The organism is Bacteroides sp. AM16-24 (genome assembly GCF_003471885.1).
In the GTDB taxonomy this organism is placed as follows: domain Bacteria; phylum Bacteroidota; class Bacteroidia; order Bacteroidales; family Bacteroidaceae; genus Bacteroides.
The window spans coordinates 553,200-569,842 of the sequence record NZ_QRKI01000001.1; the positions used below are offsets into that span (position 1 = coordinate 553,200).

Below are 16,643 nucleotides of genomic sequence, written 5' to 3' on the forward strand. Positions count from 1 at the left end.
AAATCGGAATATTATGAAGAAAAGGATTTTGTGTTTTTTGTTTCTTGTGTGTACGTTCATTATTGTTTGTGCTGATGGTGCCGATTCACTGGCCTTGACTCCTCCTATGGGATGGAATAGCTGGAACTGTTTTAGTTGCGATGTCAATGAACAGCAGATACGGGATATGGCAGATCTGATTGTTGCGAATGGTATGAGAGATGCAGGCTATACCTATGTAAACGTTGATGACTGCTGGCAAGTGGGTCGCGATGCGGATGGGAATATTGTGGTTGATTCAGTACGTTTTCCTTCCGGCATAAAGGCATTGGCAGATTATATACATTCCAAAGGATTGAAGTTTGGTATTTATTCTTGTGCAGGATCATTGACTTGTGCCGGACGTCCTGGAAGTCGTGGCTATCAGTTTCAGGATGCCCGTACCTATGCTGAGTGGGGAGTGGATTTCCTGAAGTATGACTGGTGTTTTGATGAGGCTCAAAGTCCTCAGGGAGCTTATCGTACTATGCGTGATGCTTTGAAAGCCAGCGGCCGTCCCATCGTATTCTCTATTTGTGAGTGGGGAAGTAGCAAACCGTGGACATGGGCAAAAGGAGTAGGACATTTGTGGAGAACTACGGGGGATATTATCAATGCTTTTAAAGGTACGGTACACTGGGGAGGATGTAGTGTAGTGGATATTATTGATAAGAATGCAGACTTATATCCTTATGCCGGTCCGGGACATTGGAATGATCCTGATATGCTGCAAGTAGGTAATGGAGTACTCACCCCCGAAGAGAATCGTTCACATTTTACCATGTGGTGTATGTTGGCGGCTCCACTGTTGGCTGGGAATGATTTGCGGACCATGGATAAAGAAACACAGGCTATTCTGATGAATAAAGACGTGATAGCTGTGAATCAGGATAAGTTGGGTATACAAGGACGTCGTTACATGAAAATAGAACAACATGAAATCTGGGTAAAACAGTTGTCTAATGGAGAAGCTGCTGTATGCTTTTTCAATCGTGATGAGCAACCATGGACATTTGAGTATAAGTTTGGAAAAGACAAATCTCACCTTCACTTTGCAGATATCAGACTCTGGGAATTGGAATATGATGTATACGATATCTGGAACAAGAATAAATATCTTGGAACTTCCAGCGATAATTTAAGCTTCAAGGTTCCTGCACATGGCGTTGTATTGGTAAAGTTGGCTCCTAAAAATGAAAAATGAATATAGATATAAATTGATTGATTTTACTTTAAATCTATGAATAGCATGAGTTTTGTATCAAAAAGTTTTTTTAGTTTCTTATTGTTTGTATGGGTGTGTGGAGCAATGATGGCTGAAAGTATTACTTCACCGAATGGAAATCTTCATTTAGATTTTACTGTAAATGCGCAGGGAGAACCGGTATATCAGCTTTTCTATAAAGGCAAGGCTGTAGTGAAACCTTCAAAATTGGGCTTGGAATTGAAAGATGATCCCGGACTGATGAGTAATTTTACATTAACCGGCACTGAGACTTCAACTTTTGATGAAACCTGGAAACCGGTGTGGGGAGAAGTTGCGCAGATTCGTAATCACTATAATGAACTGGCTGTGACTCTGGAACAGAAAGCTCAGAATCGTAATATGATTATTCGTTTCCGGCTTTACAATGATGGTTTAGGATTCCGGTATGAATTTCCATTGCAAAAGAATCTGAACTATTTTATAGTGAAAGAAGAACATACCCAGTTTGCCATGACTGGCGATCATCTTGTCTTTTGGATACCGGGTGACTATGATACACAGGAGTATGACTATACTGAGTCTAAATTATCGGAAATACGTGGTTTAATGGAAAGTGCCGTAACGGTAAATGCTTCACAATTCGTATTTTCTCCTACAGGGGTTCAAACCTCCTTACAGATGAAGACGGATGATGGCATCTATATCAATTTGCATGAAGCTGCTTTGGTCGATTACTCCTGTATGCACCTAAACTTGGACGATAATAATCTGATATTTGAGTCATGGTTGACACCTGATGTCTTGGGTAACAAAGCTTATATGCAAGCTCCTTCTAAAACTCCTTGGCGTACTATTATAGTCAGTGATGATGCACGGGATATTCTGGCTTCAAAACTGACTTTGAATCTAAATGAACCTTGTGCTTATAAGGATGTCTCTTGGATTAAGCCGGTGAAGTATATCGGTGTCTGGTGGGAGATGATTACAGGCATGAAGTCATGGAGCTATACAGATGAGTTGCTTGCTATGAGATTCGGTGAAAACGATTATACAAAGATCAAGCCAAACGGTCGTCATGCTGCCAATAATGAGAATGTGAAAAGATATATCGATTTTGCAGCCGAACATGACATGGATCAGGTCTTGGTGGAAGGTTGGAATGAAGGTTGGGAAAGTTGGGGAGGAAGTTCCAGAGATTTTGTCTTTGACTTTGTTACTCCGTATCCTGATTTTGATGTAAAAATGTTGAATGATTATGCCCGGAGTAAAGGAGTAAGATTGATGATGCATCATGAAACATCGGCTTCCGTTCGTAACTATGAACGTCATTTGGATAAAGCTTATCAATTTATGGCAGATCATGGCTATAATTCCGTGAAAAGTGGATATGTTGGTGATATCATTCCTCGTGGTGAGCATCATTACGGGCAATGGATGAATAATCATTATCTATATGCAGTGAAGAAAGCTGCTGAGTATAAAATCTGTGTAAATGCCCATGAGGCAGTACGTCCTACCGGCTTGTGCCGTACTTATCCGAATCTGATAGGTAATGAATCTGCTCGTGGTACTGAGTTTGAACCTTACGATGGGAATAAACCCTTTCATACTACATTGCTTCCTTTTACCCGTTTAATAGGTGGCCCGATGGATTATACTCCCGGTATTTTTGATATCTGCCTGACATTCCTGAATCGTGAGAATCATGGTCAGATTCATACGACTCTGGCTAAGCAACTGGCTTTGTATGTCACTCTTTACAGTCCGTTGCAGATGGCGGCTGACCTGCCGGAAAGTTACGAACGTCATTTGGATGCTTTCCAATTCATTAAAGATGTTGCTGTTGATTGGGATGACAGTAAATATCTTGAAGCTGAACCGGGCGATTATATAACCGTAGCTCGTAAAGCTAAGGGTACAGGCAATTGGTTTGTGGGTGGCATTACAGATGAAAATGCCCGTGTCTCTACTTTTACCCTTGACTTTCTGGAACCGGGAAAAGAGTATGTAGCAACGCTGTATACTGATGCTAAAGATGCTGATTATGAAAAGAATCCTACTGCCTATCAGATAAAGAAAGGTATTGTAACCAATAAAACTAAAATATCTGTAAAGATGGCACGTAGTGGTGGATTTGCTTTGAGCTTGATTGAGGCTATGGCAGTAGATAAAAAGGCTGTGAAGAAATGGAAGTAAAGTGATGAAAGAAACAATTTCTTTGCAGGAATCTTTTTATCTTTGCATATCCTAATAATTAATATCTAAGTATGAAAATGAAAAGATTAAAACAATGTTTGTTGCTAATTACTATTCTGGGAGGATTATCAATCAGTGAGGCATGTGCTCAAAAGAACAATTTTGCCAATTTAGCTCGTTATGCAAAAGAAAACGCTGCACTTCCCAAGCCCGTAAAGAAAGAGAAAAGAGTTGTCTTCATGGGGAATTCCATTACGGAAGGGTGGGTGAGAACTCATCCGGATTTCTTTAAAACAAATGGCTATATAGGCCGCGGTATCAGTGGACAAACCTCTTACCAATTCTTATTGCGTTTCCGTGAGGATGTTATTAATCTTTCTCCGGCTTTAGTAGTCATAAATGCCGGAACTAATGATGTTGCTGAAAATGTAGGTCCCTACAATGAAGAGTATACATTTGGAAATATTGTTTCTATGGTAGAGTTGGCTAAAGCAAATAAGATAAAAGTGATTTTAACTTCTGTGCTACCGGCAGCAACCTTTAAATGGAGACCGGAAATAAAAGACGTTCCTCAGAAAATTCAATCATTAAATGCCCGTGTAGCAGCGTATGCAAAAGCAAACAAGATTCCTTACGTGAATTATTACCAGGCGATGGTGTTGGATGAAAATGGAGCATTAAATCCTCAATATACGAAAGATGGAGTACATCCGACAAGTGAAGGGTATGATATAATGGAACCAATTATCAAAAAGGCTATCGAAGATATGCTTTAAAAGGATAGATAACTCACAATAAAAACCTCCTTTCTCAATTACCATAACAGGATGAGAAAGGAGGTTTTCTTATTTATCAATTCTACTTATTTATCAGTTCGACAACTCCGGATTAGCAGCTATCGCTTCTCTTGGAATTTGAATTGTATAACGCGAATCATCCTGTTCCAATACATAGGTTCCTCCCTTGAGCACTTTTTCAATACGAGGGCGGGTGGTACGGCGTAAGTCGAACCAGCGATGTCCTTCAAAAGCTAATTCACGTGCACGTTCATCCAGAATCTCCTGTATCAGGGCTTCTTTGGTCATTGCGTTCACGGCAGTTGCTTTTACTGTATATGCTTCCGGCGTATAGCGCTTCTGCATTAACTCCAGCAATCGGGTGCGTGCTTGGGGCAATTTATCCGATTGTGCGGCTGCTTCTGCCGAATTCAGGTACATTTCTCCCACCCGGAAAGAACAACGGAAATCATCTTTTCCGCTCTTTTGGCTGAAGCGATAACCATTCTTGTCGGCAGCTTTAAAATAAGCGTCCAGACGTAAATCGCCTTCTTTGTATAAAGAAGCTAAAGCTTCTGATAGAACAGCAGCCTGTGTGTAGTTAGAAGACATACCGCGTTCTAAGGCAGTAATATTTTCTACAGACTGATAGTTGTTGGGCAGGGTATAAGTTTCTGCATTGAAATCTTCCAATGTATTCTTTTCAGCAAGTATCGCTTCGGCTGCCTGATATGCATTGTCCCATTGTCCCATATATAAATATACACGGGCACGGAGGGCTTTTACAGATAAGGTTGTGAAACGATAAGAAAATTTCTGTTCCCAAGATTCTTTATTAATCAGTTTTTCAGCCTCGTTGATATCTGCAATAACCGCTTCATAAATTTGTGCAACGGTATTCTTCTTCAGAATTTCATTGATATCGCTATTCAGCTTAAGCGGCACGGCTGTCGTCTCTAATGCTCCCGGACGGGTATAGGGCTGACCGTAAAGATTTACCAACAGGAAATGCATGTAAGCACGGAGCAGATAACATTCACCAATCAATTGGTCGATGTCCTCTTCGCTCCCTTCGTTGATGGATTCCCACTCTTCTATGGTATAGTTGACAGTGAACATGATGCTATAGAAGTTCTTCCACTCAAAAGCAGTGGTTTGTCCCGGTGCGCTGAAGTCATCCCAACACTCGATTTTTCCGTAACGATCCTGTTCCCAACTATCGTCTTTCACATACAGTTCATCCGAACGAAAACAGGCGAGTCCTCTGGCATCGGGAACGGTCTTATAAGCTGTGGCAATCAGCGCTCTGTACTCAGCTAAAGTCTGGGGGATCACCTTTCCCGTAGGTTGAATGTCAAGCATATCACAAGCAGTCAGTAATACTACGCTGCTCATCAATAACATTATATATATCTTTCTCATTGTTTTAACTCTCTATAAAATTAAAAATTCAGGTTCAGGCTTAGGGTAACAGACTTCGGAGCCGGGGTTGCATACGCGTTGGACATCGTTTCCGGATCAAGATAATTCTTGTAACTTGAACCGAATACTAATAAGTTACGTCCTTCGATGGCAATTGTAGCGGAAGTCATACCCAATTTGCGGCTAAAATTAGCGGGCAATGTATACCCTAAACGGATGTTTTGCAGTCGCACGTAGTTTAGGTCTCTGATCCAGATATCCAGGTTACGGTATATTTCATTCTGGTTTGAATACCACATGTATTCGTCCAGACGTTCATTCTGGCTCAGCAGAACAGGAAAGATTGTTTCCGTGTTTTCCGGAGTCCATCGGTTCAGGATATCGCGGTTCGTATTACGTCCTTTATCAAAGTCAACGATAGAGTAGGTGGGTTGGCTGCGCACCTTTCCACCGAAGTCGAAACTGAAGTTGACACCCAGTTCAAATGCCTTGTATGTGAAGGTATTATTGAAACCACCGGTATAAGGGCAGTCGGCTGTACCTACATAAGTGTAAAGTTCACGGCGTTCGCGGGCTGTCAGGTCAGTTGCTCCGAATCCCCATTCCTGCAATTTGAAGAATTCCATAGCCGATACGGCTTTTCCGTCTTTATCCTCAAACATCGGATAACCTTCTTCATCCAATCCGGCTGTTTTCAGGGCAAACAAGGCTCCTACAGGATATCCTTCGCGTCCCGGTTCCAAGGCATCTTCGCGCAGTGCTTCTTTCAGTATTTTATTGTTGTTGTATGCGAAGTTGAAGTTGGTGGTCCACATGAAATTCTTGGTGTGGATATTGCGTGTGCTAAGAGCAACCTCAACACCCTGGTTCTGCATACTGGCCCAGTTGACGGTCAACATTTCAAAACCTGTTTCCAGTGGGAGCATTTGGGTTCCAATTAAGTCTACGCCCTTACGATAGTAATAGTCTACGCTCAGATTGATAGCCTGATTCAATACTGCAAAGTCGAATCCGGCGTTTACTGAGTGGGTTTTCTCCCAACGCAGTTTCTTGTTTGGTGCACCGGAAACGTCAATCATATCTTCCGACCCTCCCGGCAGGATATTTTCAATTCTGTAGTTACCCAGCAGGAAAGGAGAGGTGTTTTTGTCAATGTTTCCCTGCAAACCGTAGGATGCACGGACTACCAGATTGTCTATCCATTTGGCATTTGCCATAAAAGGTTCTTGAGAGATACGCCACAAACCACTGACTGAATATAATGGCAGATAACGGTATTTCTTGTCTACACCGAACAGGTCGGAACCGTCAAAACGGATACTTCCGCCCAATGTATAGCGGTTTAGCAAAGAATAAGACAGGGTTGAGAAAGCGGATACGTATGCATTCTCCACATGAGCTTTCTCGTGTAACTTGAAAGCCTGGCTTTCTTCCGGGAAGATAATTGGCTTTGTAGTCAGTGTCTTCCGGTCAAATCCATAACCGGCGCTATACAGCTTTTCCTCCCATGTCTTGCGGATTTCTGTTCCCACCATTACTTCAAATTCATGGATGTCATTGTAGGTATCGCGATATTCTCCCATCGCTTTCCAGGTGAGCTGGGACAGTGAGTTTTCGTTAGCCTTATGGAATCCTCCTTCCGGCAGGTAAGTTACGCCATTATTACGATGATTCTTCTTCTCTGTACGCATCACATAACTTTCTTCTTCAGCGATTTTTTCGATAGAAGTTTTATCCAGTTGCAAACCGAGTTGAGTGGTAATCTTAAAACGGTCGTCAAATCGCAGTTCAGCGTCGAAGATGGATGAAAGGCCGTTAATGCTAGTTTCGTTACTCGTATTTTTCCGTTCTTCGAAGAGGTTAAGACCAAAATCCATATCCGTATCATCTTCTACATCCACATCGTAATTATAGTTGCCATTGGCGTCATAAGGAGTGAAATAAGGATTTGCCAGACGTGAATAATAGATCGGGTTCGTCAGTCCCCGGTCATCCGGCAAATAAGTAGAGTTCTTACGGCGGTTGGCAAACATGGAAGCACCGACTTTCAATATGCTGTTCACCTTATAGCTGGTCTTCATCACTAAATTCAAACGTTCGGCAGAGACATTGGGAATATTACCGTTTTCCTTCATATATCCGAAAGAAGTGTAATAAGTTGCCTTTTCGCTACCACCGGAAAGAGACAAGTTATACTCCTGTGTAAATGCATCACGGAAGAGGATATCACTCCAGTCTGTGTTAGTTGCCTTGAGTCTATTGATTGCACCTTGAGCATTGGAGGACAAAGCGTTCCAACCTCCGTCTTTGAAGTTCTGTAGTTCTCCCAATCCGGAGATAATGCGATATACCTCACCTTTGGTTTCTCTGTAAGGATAGCCGGATTCCAGCAAGTCAAGTTCCAGACCCACTTTTTCTTCCGAATTCAATAGATTCAAGCGGTCTATATTCAACTTAGGAGAATATGTCAGCTTGGAAGAGAAGTTAATAACCGGTTTTCCGACTTTACCTTTCTTTGTGGTAATCACAATCACACCGTTAGCTGCGCGGGCACCATAGATGGCAGTTGCGGCAGCATCTTTCAAAACGGTGATATTATCGATATCGGCAGGATTCAGACCGGCAATGGCGGTTTGTCCTACGTTATCGATATCTTTCAGTACTTCCATACTGGGGATGTTCGTTCCTTCCAATGGAATACCGTCCAATACCCACAAAGGGTCTTGGGTACCGTTCAGCGAAGAGGTACCGCGGATACGGATTTTAGCAGGAGCGCCCGGGGCACCGGATATATTGCTTACGGAAAGTCCGGCAATTTGTCCGGTCAATGCCTGGTCTATGCTCTTGGCTGCACCTACCATCTGGTCCGAGATATCGATTTTTGACACGGCAGCCGTCAGTTTACGGCGTTCCACAGTCTGGTATCCCGTTACAACTACCGCATCAAGCATATGAGCAGAAGGTTGAAGAGTGATATCATATTGTTTTTTGCCCGGAATGAGTTTTATTTCCACTACATCATAGCCAACGTAGCTACAATAAAACCGGGTAATGCCATCCGGAATTGAAATAGAGAATTTACCGTCGATATCCGTAATGACACCAATAGTCGATTGATTGTTCCCGTTTTTCTTCAGATCCTCAGCCGTCACATAGACAGAAGCACCTATGAGAGGCAATTTATCCTCAGAAGAAATTACTACACCCTCTACTTGTCGCTCTGCGGCAAGGGCGTAAGTGAGTGTTCCTATCAGGAATAGGAACACGACAGATAAGCGTCTTTTCATCCGTTAAAATAATAAAATTAATACTTAAATTGAAAACTGGTTTTAAAGTCCCAATGCTGTGTTGATACGAAGAATCATATCTTTATAATGATATTTGGTTGCCACATCCGATGTTCCTAAGCGACTCTGGAGTAAATCCTTGATACGAAGCAATTCTCCTCGTTTCACGGAGATGGCATCTGAGATGCGATTTAGCTGGGAACCGTAAAAATTCAATTCACGGCGGGCACCCATACGATCTGAATCCAGTGTACGATGAGCATGCTCGTCACAACTGCAAAGGGGGATTTGGTTATCCAGCAGGAAGTGGTTATCCATTAATTTTTTGTTGATTTTGACTCCTTCGCTTTCGGCAGCAGCTGTAATCAAGGCATCTACAAAGTTTTTCTGTAAGGCACGTGTCATGACATCAGGTAGTGCGCCTCGCTCCGTGGTTGCGAAGATACTGCGGTGTAAACCGTCCATCAACTCTACGGCTGTGAAAGCCTTTTTGCCATTCACTGCTTCGTTTTCGAGCATACGTACCAAGCGGTTATTGGATAAGAGGTCCCAAAGAATATAAGATTGGGCATTCTTCAATACTTGTGTCGGTGCATTTTCTACTATGCCCAGCGGAGTGTTGCGAAGCAAATAGGTATATTCACCCACTTCTGCGTCGAATAACCACTTCGGGTAAGTCAATACTTCATCAAGTAAGAATTTCAAAGCGGCCTGCTGCTTCTCCTTCTCTACAAAAGTGTAAGTTTTCTGACCGTCACCTACCACTGTATTTTCCATATATATACCCCCTATGTTGGCAAGTACATGGTACAGATAATTATTCCATTGGTTGATCACTGCATAATATAGACGTGAAGCTTCTTCATACGTTTGTCCCTTCTCCCCAGTAGTTGTCCATTTGATAATTTCGGGAACAATCCGTTTCAGGTTTGCAATGCCATATTGGGAAGAACGTACGGCATCATCGCCCAGGTCTTCATTCTGTGCACGGGGATCTACGGCATCACGTACATCCTGCGCCTCACTGTATTTATAAAGACGGTCTGTATGGCGGCTCAGGAAATCATAAAGCAAATCCTTTTCTTCCTCCGGAGTTTCCTTACCATACCAGCGATAACCGTATTCGATGGCAAAAAGATCGTAAGGACCGATATGCGGTGAGAGTGCAGTTATTCCGTCACCGGGTTGTGCCACATAGTTGAAACGGGCATAATCCATGATGGAAGAAGAGGTAGAGTTCATCCGGTCGGTAAATGACTTGGAACGGAGTGAATCCGTGGGAAATGCCCATGACCCCATCATGTTATGACGCAATCCTAAAGAGTGGCCTACTTCATGACAGGCTACAAAACGCATGGCGTCACCCATCAGTTCATCGGATAACTTAATGCCGCGTGCTTCCGGGCGTACAGTACCTGTCTGTACGGTAATCCATTCCTGAAGCATATTCAGTACATTGTGCCACCACATGATGTCCGCTTCCAGAATTTCTCCTGAACGGGGATCCAGAATAGAAGGACCCATAGCATTTGCCTTGGTTGAGGCTGCATAAGTCAGTACGGAATAGTTCACGTCGTCCATGTCTACCGTCATGCTGTCCGTAATATCTTTGGCGATGATGGCGTTCTTGAAACCAGCACGTTCAAAAGCAACCTGCCAGTCTTCGATACCTTGTTTGATATATTTGCGCCAACGATATGGGGTGGAATTCTCTATGTAGAATACAATCGGTTTAGCAGGTTCCACCAACTCACCACGCAGATAGCGCTCGCGATCTTCCGGTTTCGGTTCCAGGCGCCAGCGAGTGATGAACTGTTGTTTGCTAACCCGTTGTTGTCCGTCGCTATAACTAAGCAAAGGATTGGTGAAGTAGCCTACGCGGGCATTATCCAGGCGACCGGTCATCGGGGTTTCCGGCAGTAACATCAGTGACGAACTTACTTCGACAGTTACATAGATGGAAGTCGTTCCTTCAGTCACTTTCGTGGTCAGTTCGGACGTAGCCACCACATTATTCTCGAATGACTTGATTGAGAGGATGCGTGACAAATTCTTGATGGAAGAGGTTCCCAGATTTATATTGGTAAATACATTATTGATGCTTGTCTCTGTACCATCATAAATATCATTCACTTTGATAACCATGGTGGTAGAGTCATTGTTGAATGCCTCGATCTTGAAGCCGGCTATCAATGGAGAAATATAATTATCACGTACCGACTGGCTGATGGCATCTTCGGCAGGAGCGAGAGGAAGAGGGCGGCTTTGACGAATCAGCAATTTGTTTGTTGCCTTATCCAGTTCGAAGCGCACCATCTGGTTTTCATAATTGGTACCGCGGTTCACTCCGGCCTCATTCAGTTCGGAAGGGACACGTTGGAGCTTGTTCACTACCAGCATGTCTCTGCCCAGCAGATTCGTCGGTACCTCAAAATAGTAATCGTTCTTTTTCTGGTACACATTGAACATACCACGGCGAATGGTGCTACCGTCTCCGGTCAGTTTCTCGTACTCGTTTTTTGATTTAACACTGTCGTTAGGTTCACTTTTCTTTTTCTTTCGGAACCATCCCATAGAATTGGGCGTAGAATTTACAGCATGCACTATGACAGGCTCACACATGAAAGCGCCTGTAGCCACTGTAGTCAGCAAAATTGTTTTAAGTTTCATCAGTTATTATCAATTATCATCATGCTCCCCTTTCTACTCATAGAATAGGGGACGGCAAAGATAGTAAAACTATCTATATGAACAGATAGCTGCAATTAGTTTTGACGTTTTTTCTTTTATAACTCAAAGAGTCTTTCAATTATAAAAAAACAGTATCAGTTAGAGTTTATGCTCATTCTTTAACTGATACTGCTAAAAATCTATTTTCAGTTTAAAGTCGGCTTAGTCAAATAAACTCTTGAACTTCTTGAAAATCTTTTCTTTAATAGAAGTATTCGGTTTAAAATTGTCTGAGCCTTCCATTTCTTCAAGTGCTTTTTTCTCATCTTTGTTAAGAGCTTCCGGTACATATACGCTAACATTTACTAATAAATCTCCCGTACCGTATCCGTTCACACTTGGCAGTCCTTTTCCGCGAAGCCGGAGTACTTTACCCGGTTGGGTGCCCGACTCAATCTTTACTTTCACCTTGCCGTCGATGGTGGGTATTTCTACCGCGCCACCTAAAGCAGCTGTCGGGAAGCTGAGAAGCAGGTTGTAAATCAAGTCGTTTTCGTCGCGGATCAGTTCTTTATCCTGTTCTTCCTCTACAAGAATCAACAGGTCACCCGGAACACCATTATGCTTACCGGCATTTCCTTTACCGTTCATAGAAAGCTGCATACCCTCCATTACACCTTTAGGTATATTCACACTTACTACTTCTTCACCGTAAACGATACCTTCTCCGGCACATACCTTACATTTGTTCTTGATGATTTTTCCTTCGCCACCACAAGTAGGGCAGGTAGTACGAGTCTGCATCGTACCGAGGATTGTCTGCTGGTTGCGAATCACCGATCCGCTACCTTTACAGGTCGGACAAGTTTCCGAACCACCGTCACCTTCAGCACCCGAACCATGACAATGGTCGCATGGAACATATTTTTTCAGTTTGAATTTCTTTTCTACACCAGTGGAAATTTCTTTCAGATTCAGTTTCACCTTTACACGTAAGTCCGAACCGCGAAAACGCGCACGTTGCGAACTTCCTCCTCCGAATCCTCCTCCGAAACCGCTGAAACCTCCTCCGAAGCCACCGCTATGTCCACCAAAGATATCTCCGAACATAGAGAAGATATCATCCATAGACATGCCGCCACTGAAGCCACCGAACGGACCACCGTTTCCGGCAGCACCACTCATTCCTGCATGACCGAATTGATCATAACGGGCACGCTTGTCCGCATTGCTTAGTACGTCGTATGCTTCTGCCGCTTCTTTGAATTTTTCTTCCGCCACTTTGTCACCCGGATTCTTGTCAGGATGATATTGAATGGCTTTTTTGCGATAGGCTTTCTTTATTTCCTCTACCGTTGCTGTCTTTTCGACTTCCAGTACTTCGTAGTAATCTCTTTTTTCCATATATATTATGTTATTCTCCTACCACCACTTTGGCATGGCGGATTACTTTGTCGTTTAGCATGTATCCGGTCTGTACACAGTCTAGAATCTTGCCCTTCAAAGCTTTATCCGGTGCGGGAATGACGGCGACTGCTTCGTGGTAATCAGTGTCGAGAGGTTGTTCTTTAGTCTCGATTACTTTTACGCCGTCCTGTGCCAATACAGACATGAACTTGTTATAAATCAATTCCACTCCTTCCTTCACGGCTGCTACGTCTGTGGCAGTTTCCATGTTTTTCAGAGCGCGTTCAAAGTCATCCACGATTGGAAGTATACTGCTGATGGTCTTTTTGCCACCGTTCAGGATCAGCTCAGCTTTTTCTTTCATCGTGCGTTTACGGTAGTTGTCAAACTCGGCAGAAAGGCGCAGATACTTATCTTTCTGGTCCTCTATCACTTTGTTTGCTTCTTCCAGCTCTTTGGCAAGCTTTTCCTCTTCTGTCAGGACAGTTTCGTCCTGTACATCTTCCGTTTGGGATTCTTCATTTTCCGCAGCTTCCTTCTGGGCAGCTTCGGACATTAACTCTTCTTCGTTGATGTTTTCTTTTTCTTTCGGGTCCATATTTCTATTCTTATTATTCTTGTAAAAAGGATTTGTTTTCATTGCTGTCAAGGGTTTAAGTTAGTATAATCGCTGTACCAACAAAAACTTTGCCAAATAGGCAGCTTTGGTCTAAAACGCCGCAAAGGTAATACTTTTATGTCAGATTGACAGCGCATTTCTACGAGTATTCATAGAAAAATGTCTATCTTTGCACCCGCAAAATACAGAGTAATAGGTATTAGGTAGTAAATTGTAAATCGATAAATAGTAAATAAATCAATGATTACAGTCTCGAACGTTTCCGTACAGTTTGGAAAAAGGGTGTTGTTTAATGATGTAAACCTGAAGTTTACAAGTGGTAACTGTTATGGTATTATCGGTGCTAACGGTGCCGGAAAATCTACTTTCCTGCGTGCCATATCCGGTGACTTGGATCCTACAACCGGTTCTATTATGTTGGGTCCGGGCGAACGCCTCTCCGTTTTAAGTCAGGACCACTTCAAGTGGGATGCGCTTACGGTAATGGATACCGTAATGATGGGGCATACCGTTTTGTGGGATATCATGAAGCAACGTGAAGTGCTTTATGCTAAAGAAGATTTCACGGATGAAGATGGCTTGAAAGTTTCTGAATTGGAAGAGAAATTTGCGGAACTGGATGGTTGGAATGCGGAAAGTGATGCTGCCGCTTTGCTGAGTGGGCTGGGCATTAAGGAAGATAAGCATTATTTGTTGATGGGTGATTTGAGTGGTAAGGAGAAAGTACGTGTCATGCTGGCACAGGCACTTTTCGGTAATCCGGATAACTTGTTGCTGGATGAGCCTACCAATGACCTCGATATGGAGACAGTGATGTGGCTGGAAGATTATTTGGCTAACTTTGAACATACGGTGTTGGTTGTAAGTCACGACCGTCACTTCCTCGATTCTGTTTGTACGCATACGGTCGATATCGATTATGGTAAGATCAATCTCTTTGCCGGTAACTATAGTTTCTGGTATGAATCAAGTCAGTTGGCTTTGCGTCAGCAACAGAACCAGAAGGCTAAGGCAGAGGAGAAGAAGAAAGAACTGGAAGAGTTTATCCGCCGCTTTAGTGCCAATGTGGCAAAGAGCAAGCAGACTACCAGCCGTAAGAAGATGTTGGAAAAACTGAATGTAGAAGAAATCAAACCTTCTTCACGTAAATATCCGGGTATTATCTTTACTCCCGAGCGTGAACCGGGTAATCAGATACTGGAGGTTTCCGGACTGACCAAGACACTGGAAGATGGTACAATACTTTTCCGTGATGTTAATTTCAACGTTGAGAAGGGAGACAAGATTGTATTCCTTTCCCGTGATCCCCGTGCCATGACTTCATTCTTCGAAATTATCAATGAAGAAGCGAAACCGGATGCCGGAACTTTCAACTGGGGCGTCACTATTACTACTGCATACCTGCCGTTGGATAATACTAAATATTTCAATACGGACCTGAACTTGGTGGACTGGTTGAGCCAGTTTGGCGAGGGTAATGAAGTGTATATGAAGAGCTTCCTGGGACGTATGCTGTTCTCCGGTGAAGAGGTGCTGAAAAAAGCAAGTGTATTATCGGGAGGTGAAAAGATGCGTTGTATGATTGCCCGTATGCAGTTGCGCAATGCCAACTGTCTGATTCTGGATACTCCTACCAATCACCTTGACTTGGAATCTATCCAGGCATTCAATAATAACCTGAAAACTTATAGAGGTAATATCCTGTTCTCCTCACATGACCATGAGTTTATCCAAACGGTTGCCAACCGTATCATCGAACTGACTCCGAACGGTATTATTGATAAGATGATGGAATATGATGAATATATTACTTCGGATCATATCAAGGAGCTGAGAGCAAAAATGTATAGCTAAGCGAATGAGCAACAAGCTACAAAAAGCTACAAGCGACGAGTGGCGGTGCTATATATCACCCAGAAGGTCTCGTCGCTTGTAGCTTTTTGTAACTTGTTGCTTGTTATATATTGTAACTACTTATAAATCAATTTGTTCTTTCCTTCTCCAAACAGGTTGTCTCCTAAAGTCGTAATCTTGTTCCCTGTAGCTACTACATAACGTAGGTTATCACATCCCATAAATGCGCCGTATTCAATAGCCGTCACTCCGGCAGGTAATTCCAATGTACCACATAAACGTCCGCAGCCGCTGAAAGCACGTTGACCGATACTTTTCAAACCTTTGGGAAGCTGAATACGCAGTAAGTATTTCTTCTGGGTGAATGTATATTCGGGAATAGCTGTGGCGCTACATTTACTAAGATCTGCAGTAACGAGATTAGGCATATAATCCCGGATCAGGATAAAATCAGCTTCATCCAGTTTGCCTTCCACAGTCAGGAAGTTTACATCCTTAGGCTGCAAACCGGCTTCTACCAATTCACTGGCAAGGCTTCCCATCAACCCTATCTGTACAGATACTTCTACAGGCTCACCTTCTATCACGGCAAAGGTGTCCCAATGTTTCTTGCCACGGTAAGAGTCACTGCTACCCAGAGGTACAAAAATAGCCGTAATACTATCTGCCAAGGCTTCAGACATCAGATTGGGAGCAGTCTTTTTTCGTAATTGGCATACTTGCAGATTCGTACACCCCTTGAATGCAGCATCTTCTATATTCTTGATTTTCTCTGAAAGAATAATTTTCCGGAGCGTTGATTTTCCGGTAAAGGTACTGTCATTGGTTTGCTGGCAGAATGCATAAGCAGGTACACAATTTGGTGGATATATATAGAAACGGTCAGGAAAAGTGCCGCTTTTCCCGGCATAAGTATTGATTGACGCATTGGAGATATCCAGTACCTGCAAATTTTTGAATTCATCCCGCAGGTGTTTGAAATCAATAGCGTTCAGTTTTCCGGTCAATGTAAGATGAGTGATGCTGTTGGCTTCATCTTCTGTGAGCATGGATACTAAAGTACCGGGCTTGGCAACGAAAAATGTTTTGTTATTGGCTGGGTTGCCTGTATTTTGTGCAACTGCTACATAAGTACATGCAGCCAGCATTATAGTGGCGAATATTCGTTTTATCTTCATGGCTGTTAC

Annotated in this window: 10 protein-coding genes; 4 read left to right on the forward strand and 6 right to left on the reverse strand. The window is 43.0% G+C overall.

The features are described 5' to 3' along the window. Positions 1 to 13: 13 nt before the first annotated feature. From DW182_RS02090 to DW182_RS02100, 3 genes are all read left to right on the forward strand, one after another. Complete coding sequence (locus DW182_RS02090) at positions 14 to 1,222, forward strand: glycoside hydrolase family 27 protein (protein WP_118294480.1); 1,209 nt, start codon at positions 14 to 16, stop codon at positions 1,220 to 1,222. A gap of 45 nt (positions 1,223 to 1,267) precedes the next feature. Next, positions 1,268 to 3,421, forward strand: coding sequence for a glycoside hydrolase family 97 protein (locus DW182_RS02095; protein ID WP_370449790.1), 2,154 nt, complete (start codon positions 1,268 to 1,270; stop codon positions 3,419 to 3,421). 71 nt (positions 3,422 to 3,492) lie between these two features. Then, on the forward strand, positions 3,493 to 4,197 hold the full coding sequence (locus tag DW182_RS02100) for an SGNH/GDSL hydrolase family protein (protein ID WP_118294482.1): 705 nt from the start codon (positions 3,493 to 3,495) through the stop codon (positions 4,195 to 4,197). 93 nt (positions 4,198 to 4,290) lie between these two features. On the opposite strand, the gene DW182_RS02105 is transcribed toward DW182_RS02100, so the two are convergent. From DW182_RS02105 to DW182_RS02125, 5 genes are all read right to left on the reverse strand, one after another. Next, the gene (locus DW182_RS02105; RefSeq protein ID WP_118294483.1) at positions 4,291 to 5,619 is read right to left on the reverse strand and encodes a RagB/SusD family nutrient uptake outer membrane protein; all 1,329 of its coding nucleotides are present in this window, start codon (positions 5,617 to 5,619) and stop codon (positions 4,291 to 4,293) included. Positions 5,620 to 5,639: 20 nt separating this feature from the next. After that, a complete protein-coding gene (locus DW182_RS02110) occupies positions 5,640 to 8,906 on the reverse strand; it encodes a SusC/RagA family TonB-linked outer membrane protein (RefSeq protein ID WP_118294484.1) in 3,267 nt (1,088 codons plus the stop codon). Between the two features lie 42 nt (positions 8,907 to 8,948). After that, positions 8,949 to 11,576: a zinc-dependent metalloprotease gene (locus DW182_RS02115; RefSeq protein WP_118294485.1), complete on the reverse strand. Its 2,628-nt coding sequence runs from the start codon at positions 11,574 to 11,576 to the stop codon at positions 8,949 to 8,951. Positions 11,577 to 11,798: 222 nt separating this feature from the next. Continuing rightward, complete coding sequence (gene dnaJ / locus DW182_RS02120; protein WP_022393775.1) at positions 11,799 to 12,980, reverse strand: molecular chaperone DnaJ; 1,182 nt, start codon at positions 12,978 to 12,980, stop codon at positions 11,799 to 11,801. A 10-nt stretch (positions 12,981 to 12,990) separates the two neighbouring features. Next, positions 12,991 to 13,623: a nucleotide exchange factor GrpE gene (locus DW182_RS02125; protein ID WP_118294486.1), complete on the reverse strand. Its 633-nt coding sequence runs from the start codon at positions 13,621 to 13,623 to the stop codon at positions 12,991 to 12,993. A 219-nt stretch (positions 13,624 to 13,842) separates the two neighbouring features. Between DW182_RS02125 and DW182_RS02130 the strand changes: the two genes are divergently transcribed. Further along, positions 13,843 to 15,456, forward strand: a complete 1,614-nt coding sequence (locus DW182_RS02130) for an ABC-F family ATP-binding cassette domain-containing protein (RefSeq protein WP_007663656.1) — start codon at positions 13,843 to 13,845, stop codon at positions 15,454 to 15,456. Positions 15,457 to 15,572: 116 nt separating this feature from the next. Here DW182_RS02130 and DW182_RS02135 read toward each other — a convergent pair whose 3' ends face one another. Continuing rightward, positions 15,573 to 16,634 carry a leucine-rich repeat domain-containing protein gene (locus DW182_RS02135; RefSeq protein ID WP_118294487.1) on the reverse strand — a complete coding sequence of 354 codons (1,062 nt, stop codon included), beginning with the start codon at positions 16,632 to 16,634 and terminating at the stop codon, positions 15,573 to 15,575. Between the last annotated feature and the right edge of the window lie 9 nt (positions 16,635 to 16,643).

Coding starts and splice junctions, on each gene's coding strand:
- DW182_RS02110 (WP_118294484.1), bottom strand. CDS start 8,906: ATGAAAAGACGCTTATCTGTCGTGTTCCTATTCCTGATAGGAACACTC.
- DW182_RS02125 (WP_118294486.1), bottom strand. CDS start 13,623: ATGAAAACAAATCCTTTTTACAAGAATAATAAGAATAGAAATATGGAC.
- DW182_RS02100 (WP_118294482.1), top strand. CDS start 3,493: ATGAAAATGAAAAGATTAAAACAATGTTTGTTGCTAATTACTATTCTG.
- DW182_RS02115 (WP_118294485.1), bottom strand. CDS start 11,576: ATGAAACTTAAAACAATTTTGCTGACTACAGTGGCTACAGGCGCTTTC.
- DW182_RS02135 (WP_118294487.1), bottom strand. CDS start 16,634: ATGAAGATAAAACGAATATTCGCCACTATAATGCTGGCTGCATGTACT.
- DW182_RS02090 (WP_118294480.1), top strand. CDS start 14: ATGAAGAAAAGGATTTTGTGTTTTTTGTTTCTTGTGTGTACGTTCATT.
- DW182_RS02130 (WP_007663656.1), top strand. CDS start 13,843: ATGATTACAGTCTCGAACGTTTCCGTACAGTTTGGAAAAAGGGTGTTG.
- dnaJ (WP_022393775.1), bottom strand. CDS start 12,980: ATGGAAAAAAGAGATTACTACGAAGTACTGGAAGTCGAAAAGACAGCA.
- DW182_RS02105 (WP_118294483.1), bottom strand. CDS start 5,619: ATGAGAAAGATATATATAATGTTATTGATGAGCAGCGTAGTATTACTG.
- DW182_RS02095 (WP_370449790.1), top strand. CDS start 1,268: ATGAGTTTTGTATCAAAAAGTTTTTTTAGTTTCTTATTGTTTGTATGG.